Raw genomic sequence first — 26939 nt, forward strand, 5'->3', positions numbered from 1 at the left:
ACAATGATACGACCAAAGGCACCGATCACCATGCTACTGCTTGCAGCAATCACCTTCAGTCTCTTCCCGCAGGACAATATCTCCCGCACCTGGGTAGCCGACCGGGGTGATGGCACCTACCGCAACCCCATCCTCTATGCCGACTACTCCGATCCGGATGTCTGCCGTGCGGGTGAAGATTATTGGATGACCGCCTCCAGCTTTAACTGCATACCGGGACTGCCCATCCTGCACTCCAAAGACATGGTGAACTGGCAGCTCATCAACCATGCCATCGATCGGCTGCCGCCCGAGGCGCACTTCTCCACACCACAACATGGTAACGGTGTATGGGCCCCCTCCATCCGCTACCACGACAACATGTTCTACATCTATTACGGAGATCCAGACTTCGGCATCTTCATGGTGAAGAGCAATGACCCCACAGGAGTATGGAGCGAGCCCCAACTGGTGAAGGCCGGTAAAGGGCTGATCGACCCCTGTCCCCTCTGGGATGAAGATGGAAAGGTCTACCTTGTCTACGCCTATGCCGGCAGCCGCGCCGGTATCAAGAGCGTGCTGAACATCGCGGAGATGAATGCCGAGGGATCAAAAACCATCACCCCCGGCCGGATCATCTACGACGGCCATGCGCTCGATCCCACCATCGAGGGACCCAAGTTCTACAAACGTGACGACTGGTATTATATCTTTGCACCGGCCGGCGGGGTTGCCACCGGCTGGCAGACGATCCTCCGCTCACGCAACGTCTATGGTCCCTACGAAAGAGATGTATCGCTTGCTCAGGGCACTACTGATGTGAATGGCCCGCACCAGGGTGCCTGGGTCACCACACCCGCCGGAGAGGATTGGTTCTACCACTTCCAGGATGTCGGAGCTTTCGGCCGCATTGTCCATCTGCAACCGATGAAATGGGTGAACGACTGGCCGGTGATGGGCAACGATGCTGACGGCGATGGTTGCGGTGAGCCGGTACCCTACTGGAATAAACCGGCGATAGCAGGCAATCATCCCATTGTTACCCCTCAGGAGAGTGACCTGTTCGATGCCCCCACCCTTGGTCTTCAGTGGCAGTGGCATGCCAACCCGGGAGAGTGGTGGTCCTACAACGACACTGCCACGGGGACCCTCACCCTCTACTCCGTGCCAATACCGAATGATTATCAAAACCTGTGGGATCTCCCCAACCTGCTGCTGCAGAAATTCCCCTCCAACAGGTTCAAAGCCACCGCGAAGCTTACTTTCCTCCCCTCGGATGCCATCACCGGCGAACGCACGGGACTGGTTGTAATGGGGATGGACTATGCCCTGCTGGCACTGGAAAAAACAGACGAGGGGTTCACCCTGTCGCAGATCAGCTGCAAAGATGCCGACAAGGAAGGAGAGGAAGTGATCCATGCATCAGTCCCACTCTCTGCAGGAGCACTCTTGCTACGCGTGGAAGTTGAGCCTGACGCCGGTTGTCGTTTCAGTTACAGCATGGATGGGAAAAATTTCATCCCCCTGGGTCAATCGTTCACCGCGAGAGAAGGGAAGTGGATCGGTGCCAAGATGGGACTCTTCTCTTCCCGTCCGGTCAGCAACAACGACGGGGGACGCGTGGTGGTGGACAGTTTTATCGTGGAATAATGCCGTTCAATCATGAAAACAAAAAGCTTCTTCGCCTTATTAATCCTGCTGAGCTGCCTCTACTGGCAGTCATTTGCTCAGACTGTAATGATTGGAGGTGTGCCGCGCGACACCAGCTACACCGTCCACAGTTCCTACATCAAGGAGGTGAAACGGTTTCCATTTATCCGGATCGCATCGGCAGAGATCCCTGCCGGCATCATAGCGATGGAAGCCATTCCCTACAAGTCGGTCGGCAACCGAGAGTTGATGCTCTCAGTCTACCGCCCCGACAATGATGAAATTCTGCCCGCAGTGATGATGATCCACGGGGGTGGCTGGAACTCCGGATCACCCGATATGCAGAAGGCGCTCGCCCTTGGGCTGGCCCGCAACGGTTATGTCACCTTCACCGTGGAGTACCGCCTCTCACCTGAGGCACTCTTCCCCGCGGGGATGGAGGACCTGGAAGAGGCGGCAGCCTGGTTTACGCATCATGCCGCTCAGTATGGAGCTGATCCGGCCTCCCTTGTCGTTTCAGGCTCCTCTGCAGGCGGACAGCTGGCCGCGCTGATTGGTACACGGAACCGTGAGAACCGCTTCCGTGCCGTGATCAACATCGACGGCATCTCCACCTTCGTCAACCCTGAGACGGTAGATCGGGCTGAGAAAGCCCGCCTGTCGGGTGATAAAACTCCTGTCGATGCCCTCTGGCTGGGTGGCAGTTACAGCCAGAAGCCGCACCACTGGGAGGCTGCCTCGGCACTCTTCCAACTGCACCGGGAAAGCGCACCTGTATGCTTTATCAACAGCGCCATCCCCCGTTTCCACAACGGACGTGACGAACATATCCGGCTGCTCGACAGCCTGGGGATCTATAGTGAGGTGCACACCTTCGACGACACCCCCCACACCTTCTGGCACTTCCATCCCTGGCATCTCTCCACTGTCCGGCTGATGACCGCCTACCTGGATAAGATCTTCCGGTCGGCAGAGCCGGTCGACAGGAGCGGTTTTGACTGGGTAGTGGCACAGGATGGCACGGGCGACTTCACCACTGTGCAGGCAGCCATCGACGCGGTGCCCGATTTCAGGAAACGGCCCACCCGCATCCTGATTCGCAACGGCATCTACCGCGAGCGACTGGTCATCCCAGAGACCAAGCATCAGCTGACGCTGGTGGGTGAGGAGAAGAACCGCACCATCCTCACCTGGAACAACTTTGCCGCAAAGAAAAGCCCACTGGGGGATGAGCTCGGCACCTCCGGATCGGCCTCCACCTACATCACCCCCGACCTCTTCACCGCCGAGAACATCACCTTTGCAAACGATGCCGGACCGGTGGGACAAGCGGTGGCGGTGATCGTGCGGAGCGACCGGGCACGTTTCATCAACTGCCGATTCCTTGGCTTTCAGGATACGCTCTACACCCATAAAGCGGGCAGCAGGCAATACTACCAAAACTGTTATATTGAGGGCACGGTCGATTTCATCTTCGGCTCCTCCATTGCCTGGTTCGAGGAGTGCGAGATCTACTGCAAGGAGAACGGTTACATCACTGCCGCCTCCACCCCGCAGCAGCAACCCTTTGGATATGTGTTCAACCGCTGCACCATCACGGGTGACACACCCGATTCCTTCTACCTGGGCCGTCCCTGGCGACCCCATGCACGGGTACTCTTCATGGAGTGCGAACTGGGTGATGTGATCCGCCCCGAAGGATGGAACAACTGGGGCAATCCCTCCAACGAAAACACCGCCTTTTACGGTGAGTTCAACAACCGGGGCGCAGGGGCCTCCACCACACAGCGTGTGGGTTGGTCGCACCAGCTCACCAGAGATGAAGCTGTAACGATCACAAAAGAAGTGGTGTTGGGAAGTGATTTTTTTAGTGATTTTTAATCTCGACAGCTACAAAACCTACCAAGTAATTAGACTATCTTCTTACCTGAAAAGACACACTTTTTGGAACAATATTCCAAAACAAGAGAGTGTGTAAACAGGGTTCAAGGAGCCTCTAGCCTTATTGCACCCTTATTGCACCCTTATATCCACTCCAATAATTATCGGAGTGGATATGAAGATACAATAAGCTCAGAATATAGGAATAGCTTCCCAAAACAGGCAAAAAACCTGCCGATCTGAGGGGAACGACAGGAATGTTACACACAAGGCAGGCGCTGTCAGGCGATTCAACCGATATGTCAATCGCCTGACAGGAACAATCTTCTGCTTCGGTTATCTATTGTGAAATGGTAAGTAAAACAGTTTGCAGATCATGTTCACGTGAGCTGCCGCCGACCATCAGCTCATACGCACCGGGTGTAACAGCCACCGACTGGATCGACTCGTTCCACCACTCCAGCTCCTGTTCACCCAGGGTAAAGGCAACCTCTGCCGTCTCACCGGCCGGGATCATCACCCTCTTGAATGAACGCAAGGTTTTCGACGGTCCCCCGGCATCCCCCACCTTTCGCAGGTAGAGTTGCAACACCTCCTCACCGTCTCGACTGCCGCTGTTGGTAACCGGCACCGTCAGCTTCAGCGTTTCTCCGGCAGTGATCCCAGTTTTGCTGAGCTCCGGCGAGCCATGGTGGAAAGTGGTATAGCTCAATCCGTAGCCAAAGGGGAAGAGCGGCTCCTGATCCATGAAGCGGTAGGTGCGTCCCTTCATGCTGTAATCCTCAAAATCGGGCAACTGCGACAGGCCGCTGTAGAATGTGACCGGCAAACGCCCCGCGGGGTTGTAATCGCCGAAGAGTACCTCCGCCACGGCGGTGCCACCCTCCTGCCCCGGGTACCATGCCTGCAGGATCGCCTCGCACATTGCTGTCTCCGGCACCAACGCGACGGGTGAGCCGGAACAGTTGACCAGCACGATCTTCTTCCCCGCGCGGTGCAGGGCTGTGATCAGTTCCCGCTGTACCGCAGGGAGTTCAATGTCGGTGCGGTCGCCACGACGGAAGCCAGGAAGGTCGACTCCCATCTCTTCGCCCTCAAGCAAGGGAGAGATGCCACCGGCAAAGATCACCAGGTCGGCATCCTTCACCCGCTCCACCGAACGCCTGATATCCAGGTCATCCTTGAAACCGAGGTCGAAATGAAGCTGCGCCTCATTTTTCAACGGCTCGTAGAGGATCTCCAGCTCATAGGCTTTGCCTGCCTCTACCCTCATGGTATGCGAAACCTTTCTGGTTCCATGGCGGTTGGTGAAAGAGGCAATCTCTTCTCCGTTAACCATCAGCTCCACGATGCCGGAACAATTGAAGTCGAAAACAACATCACCCGACTCTTCCGGGGTAAGGATGCTCCGGTAAGATGCAGAGAAGTCGATGAGGTTCACCCCGGGAGCAAAAACGGTGGCACCCATGGCTGAGAAACGAAAGGGGGTAGCCACCTGTGCGCTGGTTACAGGATCTCCCTCCCGTGAGCTGTTGTTCCAGTAGCTCGCAGTGAAGCCTGCACCCTGCGGTGACTGACATTGGTTGAAGATGCTCCTGATCACCGTTCGTTCCACCCAGGAGCAGCCCTGCTCGTAGATGAGCCGGTCTTCGGGACCCAGTGCCGCCTGCAACCCCTGCAGGATGGTCACCGTGCGACGGGGTGTACCGTTATAATTGCCCCACTGCATCACCGAGTCGTTCGCATTGGGACCCATCACCGCGATGGTGAGCCCCCCTCTCTTCAGGGGCAGCATCTCATTGTTGTTCTGCAGCAGAGTCATCGACCTGCGGGCCACGTCAAGGGCCAGCGAGTCATGTTTTTGCGAGGCTACCACCGAGAGGGGGATCTTCGTCCAGGAAACCTTTTCCGCATCATCCATCTCTCCCAGGGCAAAACGGGAACGGAGCAGTCGCTTCAGGGAGATATCGAGCTCCTCTTCACTGATGAGTCCCTGCTGCACACTCTCCAGCAACGCCTCGTAACTGGTGCCGCAATCCAGGTCGGTACCGCTCCTCACTGCCGCTGCCGAAGCTTCTGCTGCATCAGCATGGGTCTGATGACCATCCTCCCTGTAGAAATCGGCGATGGCACCGCAGTCAGCCACTACCACCCCCTGGTATCCCCACTCACCGCGCAGGATCTCCATCAACAGCCGGTTGCTGCCGCAACAAGGTTCTCCCTCGAAGCGGTTGTAGGCACACATCACCTGCTGCACGTCACCCTCGGTCACCAGTGCCTTGAATGCCGGCAGGTAAGTCTCATAGAGATCGCGCGGATCGATCTGTTCCGCGTTGAACGAATGGCGGTTCCATTCCGGACCGGAGTGCACGGCAAAGTGCTTGGCGCAGGCATGCAGCTTGTCATACTTCTGGTCCGCCGGACCCTGCAATCCTTTCACCACGGCCACCCCCATACGGGCAGCCAGGTAGGGATCCTCCCCATAGGTCTCAATCCCACGGCCCCAGCGGGGGTCACGCAACAGGTTCACGGTGGGGGTCCACATGGTGAGTCCCTGGTAACGTTCGTAGCTTCCCTCTGAAGCATAGAAGGCATTCTTGGCGCGTGCCTCGTCGGAGACCGCTACAAAAGCGTTGAACAGCGCATGTTCGTCGAAGGAGGCAGCCATGCCAATGGGCTGCGGGAAAACGGTAGCCAGGCCTGAGCGACCCACCCCGTGCAGCGCTTCATTCCACCAGTTATATTCTTTGATGCCGAGTCGTTCAACCGGTGCGGAGACATCCATCATCAGCAGCACCTTCTCTTCGAGCGTCAACCGCTTCACAAGATCATCGGCTCTCTCCTCCGGAGAAAGTGAACTGTTGGTGTAGGAACGGTTGCATCCGGTCATCAGCATGAGAGAGAGCATACCGTAGAGAAAAAGGGATCGCTTGGAAATCATGGTCACAAATATTTTTCAGTGTTTGGAATCTGCATGGGTGCGAACAAAATCAACCCTTCAAAGATAATCATAAACTTATAAATTGTGAAAATTTGCGTCACACGAAAAAAAATATATCTTTGTCGGCATAAGATGACCAAAGTATGAAAAACGTACGAATCCTTTTAATCACATTCCTGACAGGAATAACATCCCTCACGATGAGTTGCAACAACACCCTAAAACAGAACGAAAAGAGCGTAATCCCGGATGAAGCCCTTAAAGGCAAGAAAGTGCTTTATGTCTATGGCGGATGGGAAGGGCACGAGCCGGAGCAGTGCCGCGATCTCTTTGTGCCCTGGCTGGAGTCGGAAGGGGCAGAGGTCTTTGTTTACGACAACCTCGACTGCTACAACGACAGCGCGTTGATGGAACGTGTGGATCTGATCATTCAGCATTTTACCCAGGGTGAGATCACCCCGCAACAGGAAAAAGCACTGCTCAATGCTGTGCGCAACGGCACCGGCCTGGCCGGATGGCATGGTGGCACCGGCGACTCGTTCCGCAACAACGTGGCCTTTCAATACATGGTGGGGGGTCAGTGGGTGGCGCACCCCGGTAATGTGATCGACTATGAGGTGAACATCACCGACAGGGAGGATCCTGTGACCATGGGATTGAACAATTTCGACATGCATTCAGAGCAGTATTACATGCATGTGGACCCCAACGTAAAGGTGTTGGCAACCACCACCTTCAGCGGGGAACATGACGACTGGATAGAGGGCGCCGTGATGCCGGTGGTCTGGAAGAAATCATTTGGTAAGGGAAGGGTCTTCTACTCCTCACTTGGTCATGTGGCCAGCGACTTTGAGGTACCTGAAGTACTGGAGATCATGCAGCGGGGAATTCGCTGGGCAGCCCAAAGCAAAGCGGAGGGACCCGAACAATGGCTCTCTCCGCTTTATCCTTCCACGTGACTTTCAAAGACAACCTTGCAAATGTATCACTTGTTGTGATACTGTTTTTCTTTCTCTGAATAGAAATCTTTCAGTACGTAGAATGCTTTCTTTTTGACTCCTTCACTGGAGATCAACCCCTTACGGTTGAAGAAGTCCTGAATATCCGGCAACTGCCTGCGGGGTGAATAAAAGTCAACCAATATCCAGGGTGAGGTACCGGCGAAACCATCCACCTTGTCGTACATCTTGAGCGTCAAATCGTAAAGTGCGGCCTGATACTCTTCTGTCCACCGCTCCTCTTGGTCGCCATGTCTCCCCTGCAAAGCTCCCGCACCAAACTCACTGATGAAGAAGGGTTTGTTGTAGGGAATATTCCACCCTCTGGTTTTCAGGTCCTCCAGCTTTCCGCCATACCATCCCAGGTAGCTGTTGAAGCTGATGATATCCACATGGGAATGCATCCGGTCGTTGATCTCGGTCACCCCATTGGTGGTACGCCCCACCTCCATGGCCATACTGATCAGTCGGCTGTCGTCCTTTGTCCGTGCATAATCCACCAGACTTATCAGGAAGCGGTCTCTTGCATCACTGTGGGGTGTCTCGTTGGCGACAGACCAGATCACCACTGCACCACGGTTCTTATCCCGCTCAATCATGTCATTGAGTTGCCTCTCAGCATTCGCATAGGTGTCGGGGTTCTCCCAGTGAATGGTCCAGTAAAGCGGAATCTCCGACCATACCATCAGTCCCATTTTCTCCGCCTCACGCACCATATGTTCGTTGTGGGGGTAATGAGCCAGACGGACGAAGTTGCATCCCATCTCTTTGGCCCATCCCAGCAACACCTTCGCATCCTCAGGTGTAGAAGCTCTCCCCTGCCTGAAGGGGGCCTCCTCATGAATGGAGATGCCGCGCAGGAAAACCGGTTTACCGTTGAGCAGTATCTCCTTACCCTTCACCTCGATCTGTCGAAAAGCAATCCTGTCGTTCAATGCTTTCCCTTCGTGAATCAATCTCACCTCATAGCTCCTGGGGCTCTCGGGGCTCCAGAGCTCAGGCTTGGCCTTCACGACAAAAGAGGCGTTTCCCGTTTGATCGGTGGTAAGCCGCTCTCTGATGCCCAGTTCGGGGATCTCCATCTCAAGCGAGACTCCCCCGACGGGACTATTGAGCCGGAGATAGCCGCTGATACGATCGTAACGACCCTTTTCAAGCTGTATAAGATAGTCATCAATAAAAGTCTCAGATTCCTCTACCAACAGCACATCGCGTGTGATGCCGCCATAGTTCCACCAGTCAGCATTCACTGTGGGTACTCCTTCCGGTATCCGGTCGTTGTTCACCATCACCACAATGAAGTTCTCACCCTCTTTCACCTTGCCGGTGACGTTGAAATGAAAGGGGGTGAAACCGCCAAGGTGTCTCCCCAGCAACTCCCCGTTCAGGTAGACGCGGGCATCGTAGTTGATAGCACCAAAGTAGAGAAATTGCTTCTTGCCCGGCTGTGGTGAATGGTTGAAGTAGCGTTGGAACCATACCGTTCCCTCATAGAAGAATAACTGCTCGTTGGCACTGTTCCAGTCGGTAGGAATGAACATCTTGTCGGCGGTATCAAAATTGTACTCCACCAGATCCGATTTATCTTTTGCCTTTGCATTCCTGAAGAATCCATTGGGATTCGGATTGAGCCGGTAATCATAATAACCGTTGCTGAAGGGATCAATGATATAGTTCCATTGCCCGTTCAGTGATGTCACATTGCGTCCGTAGACATTTTGCAACTTTAATTCCTCTGCTTGCAATTGTATGGAGGCAAACAGAAACAGTAAAATGGCCAGTTTTCTCATCGCTTTTATATCTTTATGAATCAATATTTTACCCCAGACCCATTGGCCTGAAACATTCCAGGTGAATCACACGGATGATAATTGATGTAAAGATAACAAAAATTGAACGATTTCATTTTTACTGTTCAGCGTTATTAAGCAGGCTGCCGTTCACCCTCACGTTCCTGAGGTTGAAAGGTTTGATGAAATCTCTATTTAACTCGGGATGGACTGCTTTAATGTTGAGGTTCTCAAAGGTGAAATGCGACAGGATGTACTGATCTGATTCTGACACATCAAAGAAACGGTTACACTCGAGGTCGATGTTGCGCATGGTCACGTTGCTGGAGTAGGAAAGCGGGATGCTCTCCTCCCCCTTCAGATCGAAGAACTGTGTCCAGGGCTTGATGTAGAGGAAGCTGCTGGCATTGCCGGTGATATCCTCCACAAGAATGAATTCATAATTCTGCGGGGTGTCGGGACGCATCTTCAACCAGAGGAGCCTTACCGCCTGATCCACCTGCAGGCGACGCACAATCACATTCCTGTTGTGAATGGATTCGCTGCCGCAGGTGAGCACGCCGTGACAGAAGCCAAAAGTACAATCCTCGATGATGATGTTGTGGTTGGCGCCGTTCTCTTCCAACTTGTCGGCATTGGGTCCCTTGCCACCTTTGAGTGCGATGGCATCATCGTTGACCGAGATATTGCAATTGGTGATGTGCACGTTGGTGCAGACATCAATGTCTACCGCATCGGAACTGGGTGCTTTCACCGGCTCACGGGGAGCGAAGATTTCAAGATTCGACAATCTGACATTCTCACTTTTATAGAGATGAGTGGTCCAGAAGGGAGAGTTGATCAACCGCACCCCGGTGAGATGCACATTCTTACTGTTCGAAATAAACACCAGGCGCGGACGCATCTCATCCAGGTTGGTGCATTGGGGATTGAACCTCCTTCGCAGCCAGAATGACTTCCAGTAACGCAGGCCGTTACCGTCGATGGTTCCCTCACCGGAGATGGTGAATCCATCGAGACCGTCAGCGTTTACAAGTGCAGCAAAATAGTCGATGCTCCTCCCCTCGATACGGGTAGGCAGGATGGGGAAGTTGCTGATGTCATCGCTCCCCTTCAGCACAGCATTCTTCTCCAGGTGGAGATGGGTGTTCTGCCTGAAGAAAAGAGCACCGCTGAGGTACACCCCTTTAGGAATGCATATCACTCCTCCACCATTTGCATGGGCCTTATCAATAACAGCCTGTATCTGTTCAGTCTGGAGCAGGGTGCTATCGTTCACCACACCATGATCGGTGATCCGGAAAATCTTACCCAGCTTCTCAATTTTCACCTCTTCAACGTTCCTGAACCAGTCGGGGATAACCGTTCCGTCGGGGAACCGCTCGCTTGCGAAAAAGGGAGCACTCAACAAAGTGCATAACAAAACAAGGATGGTTTTTTTGGTCTTCATAGCTTTTATCTTTTTTTTCATTAGTAGGTCCTGTGTGTTTTTACTGGATGTCATCCGCAGTAGGTTGTGAAGCGAACGTCACCGCATCACCCCCTACCTCGGGGCCCAGAAAAGTCTGCTCGGCAACGTTGGTGAGCCTTATCTTTTCTGTTTTGCGGCCTCTCACCTGATAGATAGTTTCGGACAGAACATCAGTCACCAGGTTCTCAACTGTAAGGTTACGCACATTGTGAAGATTCAGGGCTGCTCCTGACTCGGCAAATATTTGAATGTTCTTCAGCGTGATATCTTCAGAATCGATCAATTCTGCTCCCTCACGGGCATGCACCACATAATCCTCGATATGAATGTTCTCGATGTTCTGCTCCGGCAGACCATGGAAGTACATCGCCCTGCGTGCATTCCTGCAGGTAATCCGTTCCACAAAGATGTTCCGGAAAACAGGTGTCGTCTCATCTACAGTAGGCAAGAAATCCTCCTGCGGCACCTGATCGCCATCCTCAAGTGATTCCACAGCCGACTTGCCACCATAATAGAGGTTAAACAACAGTGGCTCCGTTGCAATATCAAACATGCTGATATCGGAGATGTAGATGTTCTCCACAACACCGCCGCGACCCCGGCGGCTCTTGAATCGCAGGCCCACGTCAGTACCCAGAAACTGACAGTTGGAGACAGAGATATTTTTCACACCGCCTGACATCTCGCTACCAACCACAAATCCACCGTGCCCCTTGAAGACTGTACAGTTGTCCACGATCAGGTTCTCTGCAGGCATGTTGCGTCTTCTGCCATCCTCATCTTTCCCCGACTTGATGCAGATGGCGTCATCACCCACATCGAAGGAGCTGTTCACAATCAGGCTGTTCCGGCAGGACTCCAGGTCGATGCCGTCACCATTCTGAGCAAAGGAGGGATTGCGTACCTGGATGCCATCGATGATCACATTCTCGCACATCAGCGGATGGATATTCCAGGCGGCTGAATTCTGAAAAATGACTCCCTGAAGAAAGACATCCTTACAGCTCTGGAGACTAACCATCACGGGGCGCAAAAAGTCTCTCAACGCAAGCCATTCCTCTTCTGATTGCAAGTTACGTGGCACGTTCATATCGCTGATGGTGTCGCCATGAAGATATGCTGCAGAAGGCATCCAGTAATCGTCACGTTTGAATACCCCTCCCTGAGAAGTTGCACGTTGCCACTGTCGTTCGGTAACCTTCTCTTTCTTCAGCGGGCGCCAGTAATGACCGTTGCCATCGATGACACCATTGCCGGTGATGGCAATGTTCTGCAAATCCTTTCCCCATATGGGTGACTGACAGCGACGGGTGTCCAAACCCTCAAAAGAGGTCTCCACCAGCGGATAGAGATCCTTGTCAGGAGAAAACAGTATGATGGAGCGATCGTCCAGGTGCAGGTTGATATTGCTCTGCAGGACGATGGGACCTGTGAACCAGACACCTGCAGGCACAATCAGTCTGCCACCTCCCCGTGAGGAGAGATGATCCATTGCCTTGGCAAAGGCTCCGGTGTTCAATGATGTACCATCACCCACCCCTCCGAAGTCGGCCACGGAAACGCTGTAGTCGGGAAATGTGGGAGGTGAGAGCAACGGCATCTCAAACGGGAGGTTCTCATAGAGATAACTGTAGGCTGAGTCCTTCCCGTTGCTATCATTGCAGGAAGAGAGCAGAAAAAGGGTAAACAGAAAAAGGGTGAATCGTGAAATTGTATGCATCATATCAATCGTTATTTATTCAACTCGAGACATCCCATGATAAAGGGACCGGTAGCCTTGGCATCGTTGTCTCTGATCTTCTCGCTGATGTAATATTCGAAACTGCCGTCACGATACGGATTACCTCCCAACCCACCCACGGAACAACACTGGGTGAGGGTTAACGTGCCGTCATCGTTTTCCACGATAAGCCTGTTCATCAGTCCCTGATAGGCCTTTTCTGCAACAGCTCTGTATTGCTTGTCGATGTATCCTTTATTCACTGCTTTTGCAAACGAATACATAAACATGGAGGAGACAGATGCCTCCAGATAATTACCCTCCCTGTCTCCCTGGTCCAACACCTGATACCAGAGCCCCGACCGATCCTGGTAGCGGGGCAGCGCTTCGGCCAATCCACTGATGATGCCGATCAATTCGTGGCGTTGCGGGTGATCAGCAGGTATAAAGTCCATCACATCTACCAGCGCCATAAACCACCATCCCATGCTGCGTCCCCAGAAGTTGGGTGACTGACCGGTCTCCCTGTTGGCCCATCGCTGCCGTTTACTCTCGTCCCAGGCATGATAATAGAGCCCGGTAGCTTCATCATAAGTACGCTTTGCAGTGACCAGGAACTGATTCATCACATCATCGATGAGTTCCGGCCGGTTGAAGGTGACGGCATACTCAGCCAGGAAAGGTGATCCCATGTACAACCCGTCGAGCCAGATCTGGTGCGGATAAATCAGCTTATGCCAGAAGACACCCTCGTGCGTGCGGGGATGCACTTTCATCTGATTCACCAGCCGATCCATCGCCAGCTTGTATTTCTCATCGCCGGTCTGGCGGTAGACTTCGAAGAGCACCTTCCCAGAGTTGATGTAGTCAATGTTATAGGTCTCCACCTTGTAGAGGTGAATCTCACCCTGATCATTGATCAGTGTGTCAGCCCATTCGATCACATAATCGAGATACTTTCGGTCGTTGGTTTCTCTCCAGACCTTCAGCATGGCCAGAGTTCCTACCCCTTGTGCGTAACCGAAGTAGAGTCGTTTGCCGTGATCCAACTGCCAGGCCTGCGGAGCACGTTTCATCTCCGACTCGGCAAACCTGATGGCTGTCGATTGTGCAATTGCACCCTGCATCATCAGCAGGGTCATTACACATATTGATATTATCTTGTACATAATGTTGTCGTTAAGGTTTTTATAAGATCGTCGTTTTCTGCCCTGGGCAGAAAACTCTCTGTTTATTTATCTTTCAAGCGTGACCGACATCAGTCCGATGACCACCTCGTTGGCAATGGATCTCACGGTGATGCTCTCCAGCTCCTTATCTCCCTCCAATGGCAGATCCAGAATGATGGCGGCTCCCCCATCGATTGAGCGTCCGTAGACCTCATCCGCCGGTATCTCATCGTCGAAGTTGCGGCTCACCTTTCCGGTCTTCAAACCCACCCTATAGGGTTGCGGATGTGAGAGGCGGAAGGCATGGTCGTCAACGAAGAGATCCTGCTCAATGGGAACCCATGTCTCCGGGTTGCGTAGCACCAGTTGTGATGATGTTCCATCGCAATAGGTGACCAGTACCTCACCGTTGGGAACATGCACCTGCATGTGGTTGGTAGAGCCCGCCATCAGCAGAAAGGCATGCGATGCATTTCCTGCCAGGGGGATGGTGACCGATGAGGGATAGTTGTCCCACAGCGAAGTAAAGGCGATGTTGGGCGCCTCATCCGATGGTGTCCGAAAGGGGATCCCGAAGGGTGTCTCAAAGACACCATCACGGCTTGCCTTTCTCAGACCACTGTCATCAATGGTGGCTGTAAGTGATGGATGACACCACTCACCAATTCCCTGCTTGGGTATCTGTAAGGTGGTGAAGGGCGACCGTGGGGAGAGGTACTCGTTGGTGAAGATCTGATCAACCGATGCATTCATATAGGCATCCATATCAACCGTTTCATATTGGGCATCCTCATTGACCAGATCCCAATTGAAACCTTTCGAGTCTGAGAGAGGTGCTGTTACCTGAATGGAAACAGCTCTCCACCATTCCAACTCACCCTCTTTCACACGGACAAAGAGTGTACGGTGTCCCGTTTCACCCTTTACGGTGCCACTGATGGTGTTGTTGCGAATTTTTGCAGAACGTAAAACCTCTTGAGGGTCATACAGCTCACGTATCCTGTTCTCCACAGGAATCTCAACCGGGCTGTTTGGTGCAGCCACCGCTTCGATTGCAGTGGTGGCTGTTTTTGATCCTTCCCAGACAATCTCAACCTGATATACATCTGCTATGCCACTGGCAATGGCAATCACCGGTGCTCCCACCGATTGCTCCATGCGCCAACGCACCTTGCGTCCATTGACGGTGATCGATCCTATCCGGTCGTAAGGGGCCTGCAGCTGCATTGTCAAGGCCAATTCACGGGGGAATGAGGATTTAATGGAATATCGGTCAGTCTGTCCTTCTCTTGCGAAGTGAAATGCAATGTCGGGTGTCTCGATGGAAGCGTAGTCCCAGTTGGCGGGAAAGCCGGGACGAATCACCAACCGCTGATTCATGGCATCGGGAAGGATGCCGAACAGACCCTGCACCAGTGCGCGTGAATAGACACCCACGGGGTCGCCAAAATCACGGTAGCATTCACCCCTGGCGGCATCATAGAAGCTGATCTGACCGATGTTGCCGGGGCTGTCTCCCAGGTACATACCATCCAGGATATTGCTTTTGAAGAGTTTGAAAGCCTCTTCGTTCCTGCCTGCCTGCCAGTAGGCGAGACTGGTGTGCCCCACTTCTGCAAAGGCTACGTTGTTCACCGACCAGGAGTAGGGAAACCAATTGGTGGTGGAAAGGGTGTAGTAGCCTTCATCCTCAAGCCCTCGTGCCTTGACAGGTATCCTGGGGATGGAACTGTCGATGTAACGGGTCGCCTGATAAGCCTGAAAAGGAGTGTGTATCTCGGAGTCGATGGCATGGTAAACCGTCCATACACCTGCCATGGGATGAATCATCTGCTCTCCCATGAGATCTTTGAACTCGGCCCACCACCCTTTGTGAGGGAGCCAGAGGGTGGAATTGATCGCCTTCAGAATCTTCGCTGCCTCCATCTGGTAGGGCTGCGGGTCCTTACCGATTTTCTCTGCAATCATTGCCGCCATGCTGTTTGCACGGTAGTTGTAAGCAGAGGAGTAGGTGACCGAACCGCTGTTGTACTGCAATGCATCGCTGGCCCAGATACAGGCATAGGCATCGTAAAGACCGTCATCGTTGGGGTCATAGTTGCGTTTCTCCCACTCCAGGTGACGCTGCAGCACAGGCCACATCTCCCTTACATAGTCCATATCACCGGTCCAGTTGAAGTGCCACAAGAGCTCATCGATGTAAACAAGGTTCATGTTGTAGTGGTGCATCTGATTGTTGTTGCGGGGATTGCGGCTGATATAACCGTTGCTGTACATCTGTGTGCCCCACCTCTTCTCAGCCCTGGTCAGGTTCAGCACCGAATCCTGTGCCGGATGAGCAATCACCGGCTCCACACCGGTCACCTGCGAGGCGGCGTAGCCGTTGAAGTGCCTTCTGGCGCGATCGTGCCACCCGATGGCATCTCCGGTATAGGCAGCACGCCAACCGTTGAGCGGCATGCGCCAACCGATGGCACCATGCTGCCATACAGCACTCTCCTCATCCCAGATACCATCGGCAGCGATGCTGAGTGCCCCTCCCAGGGTGTTGAAATAAGGATCAGGTGTATTGATCTTCACCGTGCCTGCAGTGGCACTCCGTTTCAGTTCCGCTTCTTCAAAGAGGGAAGAGAGCATCTCCTGTGTAAGCGGCTCGCCATCGTCAGCCTTTATCACCAGATAGATATCTTCACCTTTTATGGGTGATTGGGCAACCAGCAGGGGTCTGTTGCCACTCACCTCTGAACGGGTGAGGGCAGAAACGGTGTTAAGACTGTAGGGAGAGCCAAGCTTCAGGGTGGTTCCTTCAGAGAAAAGACCGGTGGTATAAAGAGGGCCACCTCTTGTACCCTCCCCGTAGGTAAGCCGGAACGATTCGTCACGGATGACAAACTGATTGCCCTCACAGGCATCAGCCTTTAGAGCGAACGCCTCTGGATCATCAACCCCCAGGTCCCCGTTCCGGGAGAAACGGCGATTGCTGGCTCCTCCGAAGAGGGTGACCAGTGTTCCTCCATCAGGCAAACCGCTTGCATCAACCCTTAGAATGATACCTTCGGCATCTGCCAGCGCCAAAACGGTGATCGTCAGGCTGCCCGTACCGAGCAGCGGATCTTTGATCTCATAGATGCGGCTTCCGGGCCTGTAGATCGATTTCACATACTCCGCATCATTCAACCAGAGGCTCTTCCCGTCGGAAAGCATTCCCAACTGAATGTTGCCTCCCATGTGCGGCATAAAAAGGCCAAATTCGGGCAAATCACCCGTTTCGATCCTGAAAGCAGTGTTGGTGCCGTAGAGGGCGCGGTTGAATTTCCGGTCACCATTCACGATTACGAAATCCTCTCCATCGGGACTGTATCTCAGTCGTCGCTCTTTGTTATGCCAGGAATCCATCGGCTGAGCAACCAGGGAGGTGGCAACCACAAATAGCAGCATCAGCGAAACTAACGTTCTCATAGAGATTATATTTATTTGGGCAGGCCCGGCACAATGGCCGGATCCTCATTACCCGTTACAATTCGTAATCAGGGCATGGGAGCCAGATCCTCCCACTGCACGTTCCATTTTCCATTTTTGGGGAATCCGGGAGTGTCCTCCTCGTTTCCGTCCCAGCCCGCACACATCATAGCCACGGCGGTGAGCAATCCCCCGTTACCGGGCAGATAGACACGCAACCGCTCATCCTGGTAGTTGTGTCCGTTCACCAGATAGGTATTGGTCCTTTTGTCCATCAGCAAGGCACCCACAGCTTTCTCCGGGTCACCCAGGCGGGCAGCACTCATGGCGGTCATCGGGTAATCCCATCCCCAGGTTTTGCCCCAGTTCCAGTTGTCCCAGATCCAATTCAGCGTATTCTGCATATAATCACGACGTACCAACTTCGATTCGGGCATCATACCCAATGCACCCAGCACTGCCGGATGGTCGGAAGTGAAGCGGATATCGATGTAGGTGTCGGTTGCATCCTCCGATGCAAGGTAGAGGCCATCCTGGTGTGCCAACGGTGAGAGCTTGTCGATCAGCTCATCCCATTTCATGTCACGCTGTTGTCCCAAGCGCTCTCTCCATTGCTGAGCTACCGACATGGCATAGTGCCAGTAAGAGAGTTCAAATGGCGGATTGATTGTCTCGGAAGCACGCAGTGTCTCCTGAGCAGGAATAATACCCTTGAGCAGATAACGTCCTTCCAGTTCATCGTAGGTGGCAAAAGATGCCATGAAACGGGCGGTCTCTTCCACCAGGAATCCATATTTATCCAATATCTCCTGTGAGGGATTGTTCCTGTAAATCAGCTCGGCCATATAGATGAAATGGGGTTGTTGCCAAATCAGGAATGAACCCACTTTCGAAGGAGCTTCCGTTGCAGAGGGATCGGTCATCTTCATCCAGCGGGCACCCTCAAACTGCTGACGCTCTGCGATCTCCATAGCCTTTGGATAGGCTGAGGCATACCAGTCCATGCTTCTTTCCAGTAGCTCCGTCCTGTTCCACAATGCAAAATGAACGGCATGCCACCAATGCATCTCGAGGTGGAACTTGCCGTACCAGCTGTTGTAGGTCAATCCGGTCTCCTGTGGTGGGTAGATGCCAGCCGACTGGATGGCCATGAGATATTGAGAGAGCACCACACGTCGCTCCAACTCCGCTGCACGCTCATCGGTGCTTTTCGAGAAGTCGACAGCCCCGCCGTTCTGCCAAAAGGCAGTCCAGTAGTTGGCTGAGGCATTGAAAGAGTCCATTGTGGGGATAGCATCGGTTTGCGGTATCTCTTCGGTAAAGGTGCAGGTGAATGCAAAGATGTCGCTTACCGGTGTGAGCACAAAGTAATGTGCCTCCTTCTCGGTGAGGGTTGCCTCACCCTCAAACTGCAGATCGATGTAATAGACGGTTGAGTCGAGTGTTCTCTTCAGCAGGTAGGAGTGTTCATTCTGTGCCACAATTTCGGTTTGATGCCTCTCAGGTGAGTCCCAGTGGGTGGCATCATCGGCATGCCCACCGGTGGGATAGGGAAAGCGCAGGTTCACCTGCATCATTCCCTTACCGATCAAGGATGATTGAAGCGCTACAGCCAGTTGATCCTGGTCGGGGTGTACCGCTGTTTCCACAACGGCGGAATCTGCTCCTATCATAAAACGACTGTGAATGATTCCCTCCCAGAGATCCAGCTCCTGGTTCAGGCCGGAGATCTGTTCTGGCAACAGCTTATTACCCTCCTGATCGTTCAGCTCCAATCCGATGTAACCGAGATGCAGACGGTGTGGGTTAACCCTGAAATAGTTCGCTGCATCCTGGCTTCTGCCCGGCTCATTGAACTGTACCGCGTAAGGTTCACCCCATCCCCTGAAGTTGTAATCCTTGAGTGTCTCTTCTGTGGTGAATCCCTCAACATTTGGAAAACTGTGCCACCCCCATTGTGACTGAGTGCCGAGGGGCACCCCCTCGGCATAGATCTCCGGGAAGGTCTGCAACCCCGTAGCGTCAACCGTCACGGCGAAGTTGCCATTGCCGGCAGAGAGTGAGGAGAGTGCCTCAAACTGGGCAACCTTGGGGTTATTACGCTTTACCAGCGCCAGCCGGTCAATCTTGGCGGGTTGATTGTTGCTACATGAGCAGATCACTGCGGTGAGCAGCAGCAACAGGAACTGCTTTGTTCGTGTAAATTTAATCATTGTCGGATGTAATTTTAAATACAAACCCGGAAGATGTTTCATATTTTCCTCCCTGCATGGCAGTAAAGAGATATGCCGGTTTGCCGTTTTTCATCAATATTTGAGGGCGCTCAAACCGCCCGTATCTTTTCAGGTGATCAGGAGCAGGTGGCTCATGCAGGTAAGCATCGGCCCCGAACCAGGCTATCCGGGGTTCACCCCAGTGAACCCCGTCAGTGGAGGTAAAGATCAATCCCACCTCATGGTCAAAATAACCCATGTCACGCATCAGCATTTTAAAGATGCCATTCTCCTGATAAACATAGGCATCTTCAACCTGTTTATTATCACCTAACGGGGAGAAGTCGACTACAGGATTGCCTTTATATCGTTTATAGGGTCCCAACACATTGTCAGAAACAGCCAGTCCATATTTTCTGTTGGCGCGGATGGGGCCCGACTCATTCCGGTAATCCTCCTTATTCCACGACTTGTAGTAGAGCCACGAATCTCCGTTGGGATGTATGATAAAGGCGGGATTGGTGGTGTTGCAATCGTCCCATGCACCCTCTTCACCCGCCTCCAGGAGAGGTTGGTCCATTCTCTTCCAGGGACCATAGAGTGAGCTGGCGGTGGCTACCCCGATGCGTTTGGTGTTTACGGTTTTATCGCTGTTACCCATGTAAAAAAGATAGTAGGCATCCCCAATCTTCTGAATATGAGGATTGTGACAGGTGGTAGCGTCAAAAAAACCGGGACGAGGTGCGAGCAGAGTGACTAGTTCTTTGTAAGGACCCTCAGGTGTGTCGGCCACTGCATGTGCGATCTCACTCTGATGAATCCATCTCCCCATTCCATAACGCTTCGGCCAGCGGGAGTAAAAAAGATGCACCTTCTCATCTTCATCGAAGATAGGTGCGCAACACCATACGTAATACTCTTCCGACTCCATGATCCGTCCCATTGGTTTCAGCTTAGTGCTGAAATCAGACAGCTTCTCCTGAGGATAATGCCCCACAACCTCTTTATCGATACTCTCTTTCAGAAGTGAATAGTGGTAGCCTGTAAAATCGGCCAGCGAGTTGAGATATATTTCCACATTGCTGTAATCACCATGCAATGTGAAGAGCGATGCATCCGTCGGATCGTGTGGATTGAGGTCCATCTGCTTTTCCCACGCATCGGGCATCCCGTCTGCGTCGCAATCCGAGGGACTCACTCCTCTTTTCAGCTGCGGCCATCCGCCAACAGCATCCTGCGAATCGATGATGCCTTTGTTCCCTCCGCCATAAGTCTCACCTCCAACGGCGGTACCTGTTCTGACCTCATTTACCACCCTGCTGTCGTAGGAGTCCCTGCGATAGCTGCATCCGGCATATCGAAGCACCTTTTCATAGGCGATCGCCGCGGGATCTTCCACAATGGGAACAAATGAATAGGGCTCCGTGGCTTTGATTACAGACTTACTGGTGCCCACCCCTTTCCAGTTGTCGGCGGTCACCTCGGCACTCCCATCCATTACATTGCCGGCCAGATAATAACCGCTGGTGCCATCTTCTGCCGGATCAAGAAACCAGGCTCTCAACTCAGGTGATGTTGCCGGTCCCGGTTTGTAGTAGTTTGCTACGAAGTTGATTCTACCATTGCGGCCGCCACCATAGGCCGCCTTATATCCCCAGTTGTAGACCACGTTGTTCCTGAAATCGACAGGGGCATAGCCATCGGAAGCAAAACGGGGGTTGCGGCTGCTGTGGTGTGCCAGCAGGTTGTGGTGAAAAGAGGCGTTGCTACCTCCCCAGATACCACCAAAGCCATGTGCCCCCTTGCTATGGGCTGATTTGGAGAGACTGTGTGTGACCATACACCACTGCACCGTCACATTCTCCGTACGATAAACGGTTAGCGCTTCGTCTACCGACCAGGAAACTGAACAGTGATCAATGATCAGGTCCTTCACCCGCATTGCACCCATGGCATCATCTTCTAAAACATGCAGGTCACCCATGCGTGCCCTGAGATAGCGGATGATGACATTGTTGGCCTGCACGTAGAATGGGTATCCCTTGAGACAGATGCCTTCACCTGGGGCACTCTGACCTGCAATGGTGATGCTATCGTTTTCAATGATCAGCTTCGACTGTAGATCTATGGTCCCATCGACGGTGAAGACCACAATGCGGGGTCCTTTCTGTTCAATGGCATGACGCAGGCTTCCCTCACCCGAATCATTCAGGTTGGTAACCCTGATGACCCTGCCGCCTCTGCCGCCGGTGGTGTATTTTCCGAACCCTTCAGCAGTGGGGAAGGCCAATGCTTGCGCACCGGCCGAACCCACACTCAGAAGAATCATACACAATGGAATGATCAATTGCTTCAACATCATGCTTTAAAGATAATATTTTTTTGCAATATTCTGGATTGTTTCTCCTCTTCGGATTAATAACAGGGATGTTGTTGTCCCGCAAGACCGGGATTCACATCGATGATATTGGTAGTGTTGAAGGGTAGGATCTCAACCTTCTTCTTTTCCAAAGCATAAAACATCCGTTCAATCCACTCATTCTTGGATGCCAGCCCTTCCACATCCTCCACAGAGAGGCCACCTTTCTGTTTCACGGAGTGACTGCCAAACATGTTCAGGATGGTGTAGTTTACTTCTGCTACTTCTGCACCAGAGGGAATCGACTCTTCGGTAAAATAGAGTTTACCATTCGATTTGTCCTCATAGAAGCTCTTTTCTAGGTAGCCTTTATTGGAAGCGTTCAGCGTGTTGAGCGTTGTCATTTCATCTGCACTCAGGTTCATTGAAGCAATATCTGCATCACTCATAGACAGATAGGGTACCGCAACAATCGGGTTTTGCATTACCCCTTTCACAGTCTTATAAGCGCGATAAACATCAACATCATCATAAGCACCTTCACGTCGGGCAAGCTGATAGAGCTTTTCCTTTTCAGCTGTCAGATGTTCGTAGAGAATCCCCCAACGTGTAAGGTCTGTTTTACGGAGTGATTCGTTTGAAAGCTCCAGTTTTCTCTCTTTAATGATTGCCTCTCTGAAACCATCATAATCGGATGGTATGGTACCTATCTTTGTGGCATCGTTCCTGAAAGCGCGCATGCGAACAGCCCTGAATGCATTGACGGCATCTGCCGTGGGCCCATTGTTCAGTTCATTCAGCGCCTCTGCATACATCAGCAGCACATCAGAGTAACGCAGCAGCGGGAAGTTGATGTTTCTTTTGCTGTCAGTAGCACCTCTGTCTTTCATCCAGTCGATACGGTATTTCCCAACACTGTTGCCAATATATGTACTCATCTGGAGATCATCATTTGCAAGGATGCCAAAATTACAAACAGCTACATCGCGTCTCTGATCAGCATCATTAAATTCAAAATAAAGGGTTGGCATGGCGATCATCTGTGGACCTCCCTTTCCGAAAGTTGCAGAGGTACCGCTGGTAGGAATTCCGTTTGTATATCCTGTACGAACATCTACAGAGTTGGGACCATACCAGCCGTACTCAAGCATCGATTCGTCGTTGTATTGCTTGAGGGCAAGGTCGCGGAATACCTGGTCATAATCACTCAGGAGTTGGTTCTCATTTCTTTGTATCACAGCTTCCGCAGCATCAACAGCGATTTGAAGGAGCTCTCTAACTCGCGCAGCATCATCCCTTTTGGCAATTCTCACAGTGGATTGGTTGTAGGGAACAGTACTCAAATCCCAACGCAACGAGTAGCCCGCAGCATGGAGTGCTACGCGTGACAGGATGCCATAAGCTGCATTTTTGGTGAAACGCTCAGCAGTGGCCACCATTCCTTCGCTCTTCCAGGGCAGCAGTTCAATGGCCTGTTGCAGGTCGGCCACACATTGATCCCAGATGGTATCGCGACTGACACGTGAAGAAGAGAAGGTGGTCAATTGAGCTGTTGGTTCCAGTGCGAATGGCACATCGCCGAAGAACCGAACCAGGTTCCAATAGGCATAAGCTCTGATGGCCAGCGATTCACCCAAAAGGGCATCGACCTTTTTCTGATCAGCATCTGACGAAGTCTGCATGTTAGGCAGGTTTGCAATGCTCACATTGGCGTACTCAATGGCTTTGTACATTGTGGTGTAGGTAGAGTTGAGCATTCCTGTGAGGTTAGTGTAGTCATAGTTTGACATGACATACTTTGAATTAGATTCCGTGGAGCTGGATTCGTCGGTACCCATCAGCAACTGATAACCGAGCTCTTGTGTATGCAGGAATGGGTAAGCACCCACAACAGTCATCTCAGCTCTGTTGATTGAGGCGAATATGGAGGAGCTGTCTGCTTTCGACTCCGAGGGCATGTCCAGCCAATCCTGGCATGCGGTAAAGAGTGCGAAGAAGGCACCAATGGCAAGAATATGTATTGTTGTTTTCATATCATTAAAGTTAATAGATTGTGATTAAAATTTCAGGTTTACACCTACCACCCAGCTCTTGGACCGGGGATATGATGAATTATCAATGCCCGGCGTGAGGGCGCTGCCCGATGCAGACACCTCAGGGTCATACCCGGTGTAGCGAGTGAAGGTATGGATGTTGTTCAGTGTACAATAGAAACGTACATTGCTGATCTTGGCCTGCTGGACGAGCTGACCGGGAAGCGTATAACCAAATGTGATAGTGTTAAGACGCAGGTAGGATCCATCTTCCAGATAGTAACTGCTGTGATCACTGATTGCCGTTTTATTGTTCTGGGAAATGTTCCAGAGAGTGGAGCTGTCGTGCTGATTTGGGTTGAGAGCAGCCAATCTTTCCAGATCGGTAGCTTCTCTGCCGGTCAGTGGGTCAATCAGCATGAAACGGTCTGCCATTTTAGCCACGCTGTTCTGGTTGGCCATGTAGGGACCGATAAAACGCTGGGTACTCATGTTGAACACCTCGTTGCCGTATACAAAGTTCATGAACAATGTCAGGTCGAACCCTTTATAGGTAAAGGTATTGTTGAGCCCCCCCGTGAATTTCGGCTGTGCATTTCCAATCACTGTGCGATCGTTCACCGAGAATACTGGAAATCCGTCCCCGTCTTTTTCACCTGCTACATCCTTATATTTCACATCACCTGGTTTCACCCCTGCACGTGCACTTCCTTTGAGATATGGCACATCGTCGTTGAGCCTGTAGGAGCCGTCTCCGGTCTGAGTGAAATCATTGGTGGTGTAAATACCATCGTAGATTAGGCCATAATATTGTCCCAAAGGCGATCCAACCTCAATCTTGTATCCCATGCGCGAGCTGTAATCCTGAATGAAGTAATTCAACTCACTGTCACCATACAGCGCCAACACCTTCGACCGGTTAAACGAGATGTTGAAGTCGGTCATCCATGAAAAATCATTGGTACGCACATTCACGGTGTTCAGGATCATTTCAACACCACGGTTGCGAATCGATCCCAGGTTCTGTATCTGGTTGGTGTAACCGGTAGAGCTGGGAATTTTATTCGAAATCAACAGGTTGTCAGATTCGTTGTTGTAGAGATCAACAGAGAGGTTGATTCGGCTCCTAAACAACGTGAGGTCAAGACCAAGATTGGTCGTGGTGGTTTTCTCCCATCGCAGTTCAGGATTACCCAAAGTAGATCCGGGTACGTAAGTGATGAAATCAGCCCCGTTATAGCCGTAATGCCCCGATCCGTAATTGGTGGCATACATGTTGTTGTCAATGTTGTTGTTACCTGCTGTACCGTAGCCTAAACGAAGTTTCAGGTTGTCAAGGTTATCGAATGATTCCATAAAACTCTCTTCAGAGATACGCCAGGCGGCCGAGGCCGAAGGGAAGTATCCCCATTGATTTCCCCGTGCGAACTTTGAGGAACCGTCGGCACGCAGTGTTCCGGTGAAGAGATAGCGATCATTGTAGTTGTAGAAGAGACGACCGAAACCCGACACGATGCCACTTCTATCCTTCCCAGAGTTCCATGTGTAGGGTGCCCCCATACTCACATCGTTCAGGCCGAAGTTACCATCGGAAAATGAACGATATTCGTTGTTCAGGTACATGCTCTCCACATAGTACGTCTCCTGACCAAGCAACACATTGAAGTTGTGCAGTTCATTGAAGTCAAAACCATAGTTTAATGTGTTTGTGATCTGCCATGAGAAGCGCTCGTTGTTGTTGCGGGAGCCATAACCGAATGGACTCATATTTGCTTTGGCCTGTTTGGTACTACCGTCGTCCCAGTAATCCTGACGCACCTGTTGCCACATATAGCTGCCGGAGGTACGGAACGTGAGGTCTTCCATCAGGTCAATCTCCAATCCGGCGTTCAGATTGGCCAGACGTGTGAAACGCTTGTTGGAGATGGCCAGGTTGTCCAGGATTGGGTTTTGTGCGTCATAATTGGCGTCGTTCATGATGTCACCGATAACAGTACCAATATCAGAATTTACCATTTCCTCGTTAGTCCATCTTACACCTCCGGTCACGGGTTGCAGAATTGTCTGCTTAAGCTTACCACCAAGAGAACCGCCACCATCGATGCTTGACGCCTGGAGACTGGAAGAGAAATCGAGACGTACACCTTTCCATAACTCGTGGTTTATTTTGCTGCGAATGCTGTTCTTCTGATAGCCGTGGCGATCCATGATGCCATCTTCACCTGTATAATTGTAACTCAAGATATATTTGGTCTTGTCACTGCCACCTGATACATTCACATTATGGTTATTGGTCAAACCGGTATTTCCAAATACGAGATCCTGCCAGTCGATAGCTGCACGATTGCCGTACTCTGAAGCTATACGGTCATATGCACCACTATAGAATTCCGATGAGTTGATATCACCGCCGAAAAAGTTGGCAAAAGAGTTGATTTCTCCACGAAGCGTTTGAAACTCGTACTGATACTTCACATAATCCTCTACACCGAGCAGATCGAGCCTCTTGCCCAAGCGATCAAAGCTGATAAAACCGTTGTAGGAGACTTCCGTCTTGCCCGATTTACCCGATTTGGTGGTGATAAGAATCACCCCGTTGGATCCGCGTGCCCCATAAATTGCAGTAGCAGATGCATCTTTCATCACATCAATGGACTCAATGTCGTTGATGTCGATATGACGCAAACCATTCTCCATCTGAAAACCATCCACAATGTATAGCGGTTCGGTTCCCTGTGTGATGGAAGTTCCGCCTCGTACAGTAATCTGAATGTCTGCACCTGGCGCACCGCTCTGCTTGACAACATTGACACCTGCTACCTTCCCAGTAATGGCCTGAGCTGCAGTGGTGACTGGTATCTTCGCGATATCACTCCCACTGATGGATGAGGTAGAACCGGTCAAATCTTTCTTGCGTGCGGTACCATAGCCAATCACTACCAATTCATCAAGTAACATCTCATCCGATCGCAGAGTGATGTTGAACTGACGTCGATTGCCTACCGTCACCCGTTGTGATTCGAAGCCCATATAGATAAATGTCAACACACTCCCTTCATCCGGCACATTCAATGTGAAGTTACCGTCAATGTCGGTGATGGTACCCATTGTTGTACCTTCCACCTGGATACTCACACCCGGAAGTGTTTCTGTTCCGTCCGTAACATTACCTCTTACGCTGATTCCATTTTGTGCAGCCAACGAACCGCACACTGCAAAAAAGGTCAAGATTAATAAAAGATGTCTGTTGAAAGATCTTTTCCCATTTTTCATGTT

At 51.9% G+C, this 26939-nt stretch carries 13 protein-coding genes and 1 pseudogene; 3 read left to right on the forward strand and 11 right to left on the reverse strand.

Features of this window, described 5'->3' with window-relative positions:
• The first annotated feature begins 30 nt into the window (after positions 1-30).
• Together JS578_06555 and JS578_06560 are read left to right on the forward strand one after the other, a co-directional pair.
• Entirely contained in the window at positions 31-1629 is a 1599-nt protein-coding gene (locus tag JS578_06555; GenBank protein ID QRX64942.1) for a glycoside hydrolase 43 family protein, read from the forward strand.
• Positions 1630-1641: 12 nt separating this feature from the next.
• Positions 1642-3510, forward strand: a complete 1869-nt coding sequence (locus JS578_06560; protein ID QRX62578.1) for an alpha/beta hydrolase fold domain-containing protein — start codon at positions 1642-1644, stop codon at positions 3508-3510.
• A gap of 340 nt (positions 3511-3850) precedes the next feature.
• On the opposite strand, the gene JS578_06565 is transcribed toward JS578_06560, so the two are convergent.
• Positions 3851-6451 carry a glycoside hydrolase family 3 C-terminal domain-containing protein gene (locus JS578_06565; protein QRX62579.1) on the reverse strand — a complete coding sequence of 867 codons (2601 nt, stop codon included), beginning with the start codon at positions 6449-6451 and terminating at the stop codon, positions 3851-3853.
• 143 nt (positions 6452-6594) lie between these two features.
• Between JS578_06565 and JS578_06570 the strand changes: the two genes are divergently transcribed.
• Complete coding sequence (locus tag JS578_06570; GenBank protein QRX62580.1) at positions 6595-7410, forward strand: ThuA domain-containing protein; 816 nt, start codon at positions 6595-6597, stop codon at positions 7408-7410.
• 26 nt (positions 7411-7436) lie between these two features.
• Here the strand turns inward: JS578_06570 and JS578_06575 are convergent, their stop codons facing one another.
• The 10 genes and pseudogenes from JS578_06575 to JS578_06620 all read right to left on the reverse strand — a co-directional run bounded on the left by JS578_06575 (position 7437) and on the right by JS578_06620 (position 26936).
• A complete protein-coding gene (locus tag JS578_06575) occupies positions 7437-9239 on the reverse strand; it encodes a beta-glucuronidase (GenBank protein ID QRX62581.1) in 1803 nt (600 codons plus the stop codon).
• A 118-nt stretch (positions 9240-9357) separates the two neighbouring features.
• The gene (locus JS578_06580) at positions 9358-10689 is read right to left on the reverse strand and encodes an exopolygalacturonase (protein QRX62582.1); all 1332 of its coding nucleotides are present in this window, start codon (positions 10687-10689) and stop codon (positions 9358-9360) included.
• A gap of 40 nt (positions 10690-10729) precedes the next feature.
• Entirely contained in the window at positions 10730-12430 is a 1701-nt protein-coding gene (locus JS578_06585; protein ID QRX64943.1) for a glycoside hydrolase family 28 protein, read from the reverse strand.
• Positions 12431-12441: 11 nt separating this feature from the next.
• On the reverse strand, positions 12442-13599 hold the full coding sequence (locus JS578_06590; protein ID QRX62583.1) for a glycoside hydrolase family 88 protein: 1158 nt from the start codon (positions 13597-13599) through the stop codon (positions 12442-12444).
• Positions 13600-13665: 66 nt separating this feature from the next.
• A complete protein-coding gene (locus JS578_06595; GenBank protein QRX62584.1) occupies positions 13666-17058 on the reverse strand; it encodes a DUF4450 domain-containing protein in 3393 nt (1130 codons plus the stop codon).
• A gap of 68 nt (positions 17059-17126) precedes the next feature.
• Positions 17127-19271 (reverse strand): hypothetical protein, encoded by a 2145-nt coding sequence (locus tag JS578_06600; GenBank protein ID QRX62585.1) that lies wholly within the window; start codon positions 19269-19271, stop codon positions 17127-17129.
• The gene (locus JS578_06605) at positions 19264-20349 is read right to left on the reverse strand and encodes a glycoside hydrolase family protein (protein QRX64944.1); all 1086 of its coding nucleotides are present in this window, start codon (positions 20347-20349) and stop codon (positions 19264-19266) included. The genes JS578_06600 and JS578_06605 overlap by 8 nt, the downstream gene beginning before the upstream one ends.
• A pseudogene (locus JS578_06610) lies at positions 20326-21630 on the reverse strand (pectate lyase). The gene JS578_06605 and the pseudogene JS578_06610 overlap by 24 nt, the downstream one beginning before the upstream one ends.
• Positions 21631-21686: 56 nt before the next feature.
• Positions 21687-23663, reverse strand: coding sequence for a RagB/SusD family nutrient uptake outer membrane protein (locus JS578_06615; protein ID QRX62586.1), 1977 nt, complete (start codon positions 23661-23663; stop codon positions 21687-21689).
• 24 nt (positions 23664-23687) lie between these two features.
• Positions 23688-26936, reverse strand: coding sequence for a TonB-dependent receptor (locus JS578_06620; protein QRX64945.1), 3249 nt, complete (start codon positions 26934-26936; stop codon positions 23688-23690).
• Positions 26937-26939 lie beyond the last annotated feature (3 nt).

This window comes from Dysgonomonadaceae bacterium zrk40 (assembly GCA_016916535.1).
Lineage (GTDB): Bacteria > Bacteroidota > Bacteroidia > Bacteroidales > Dysgonomonadaceae > Proteiniphilum.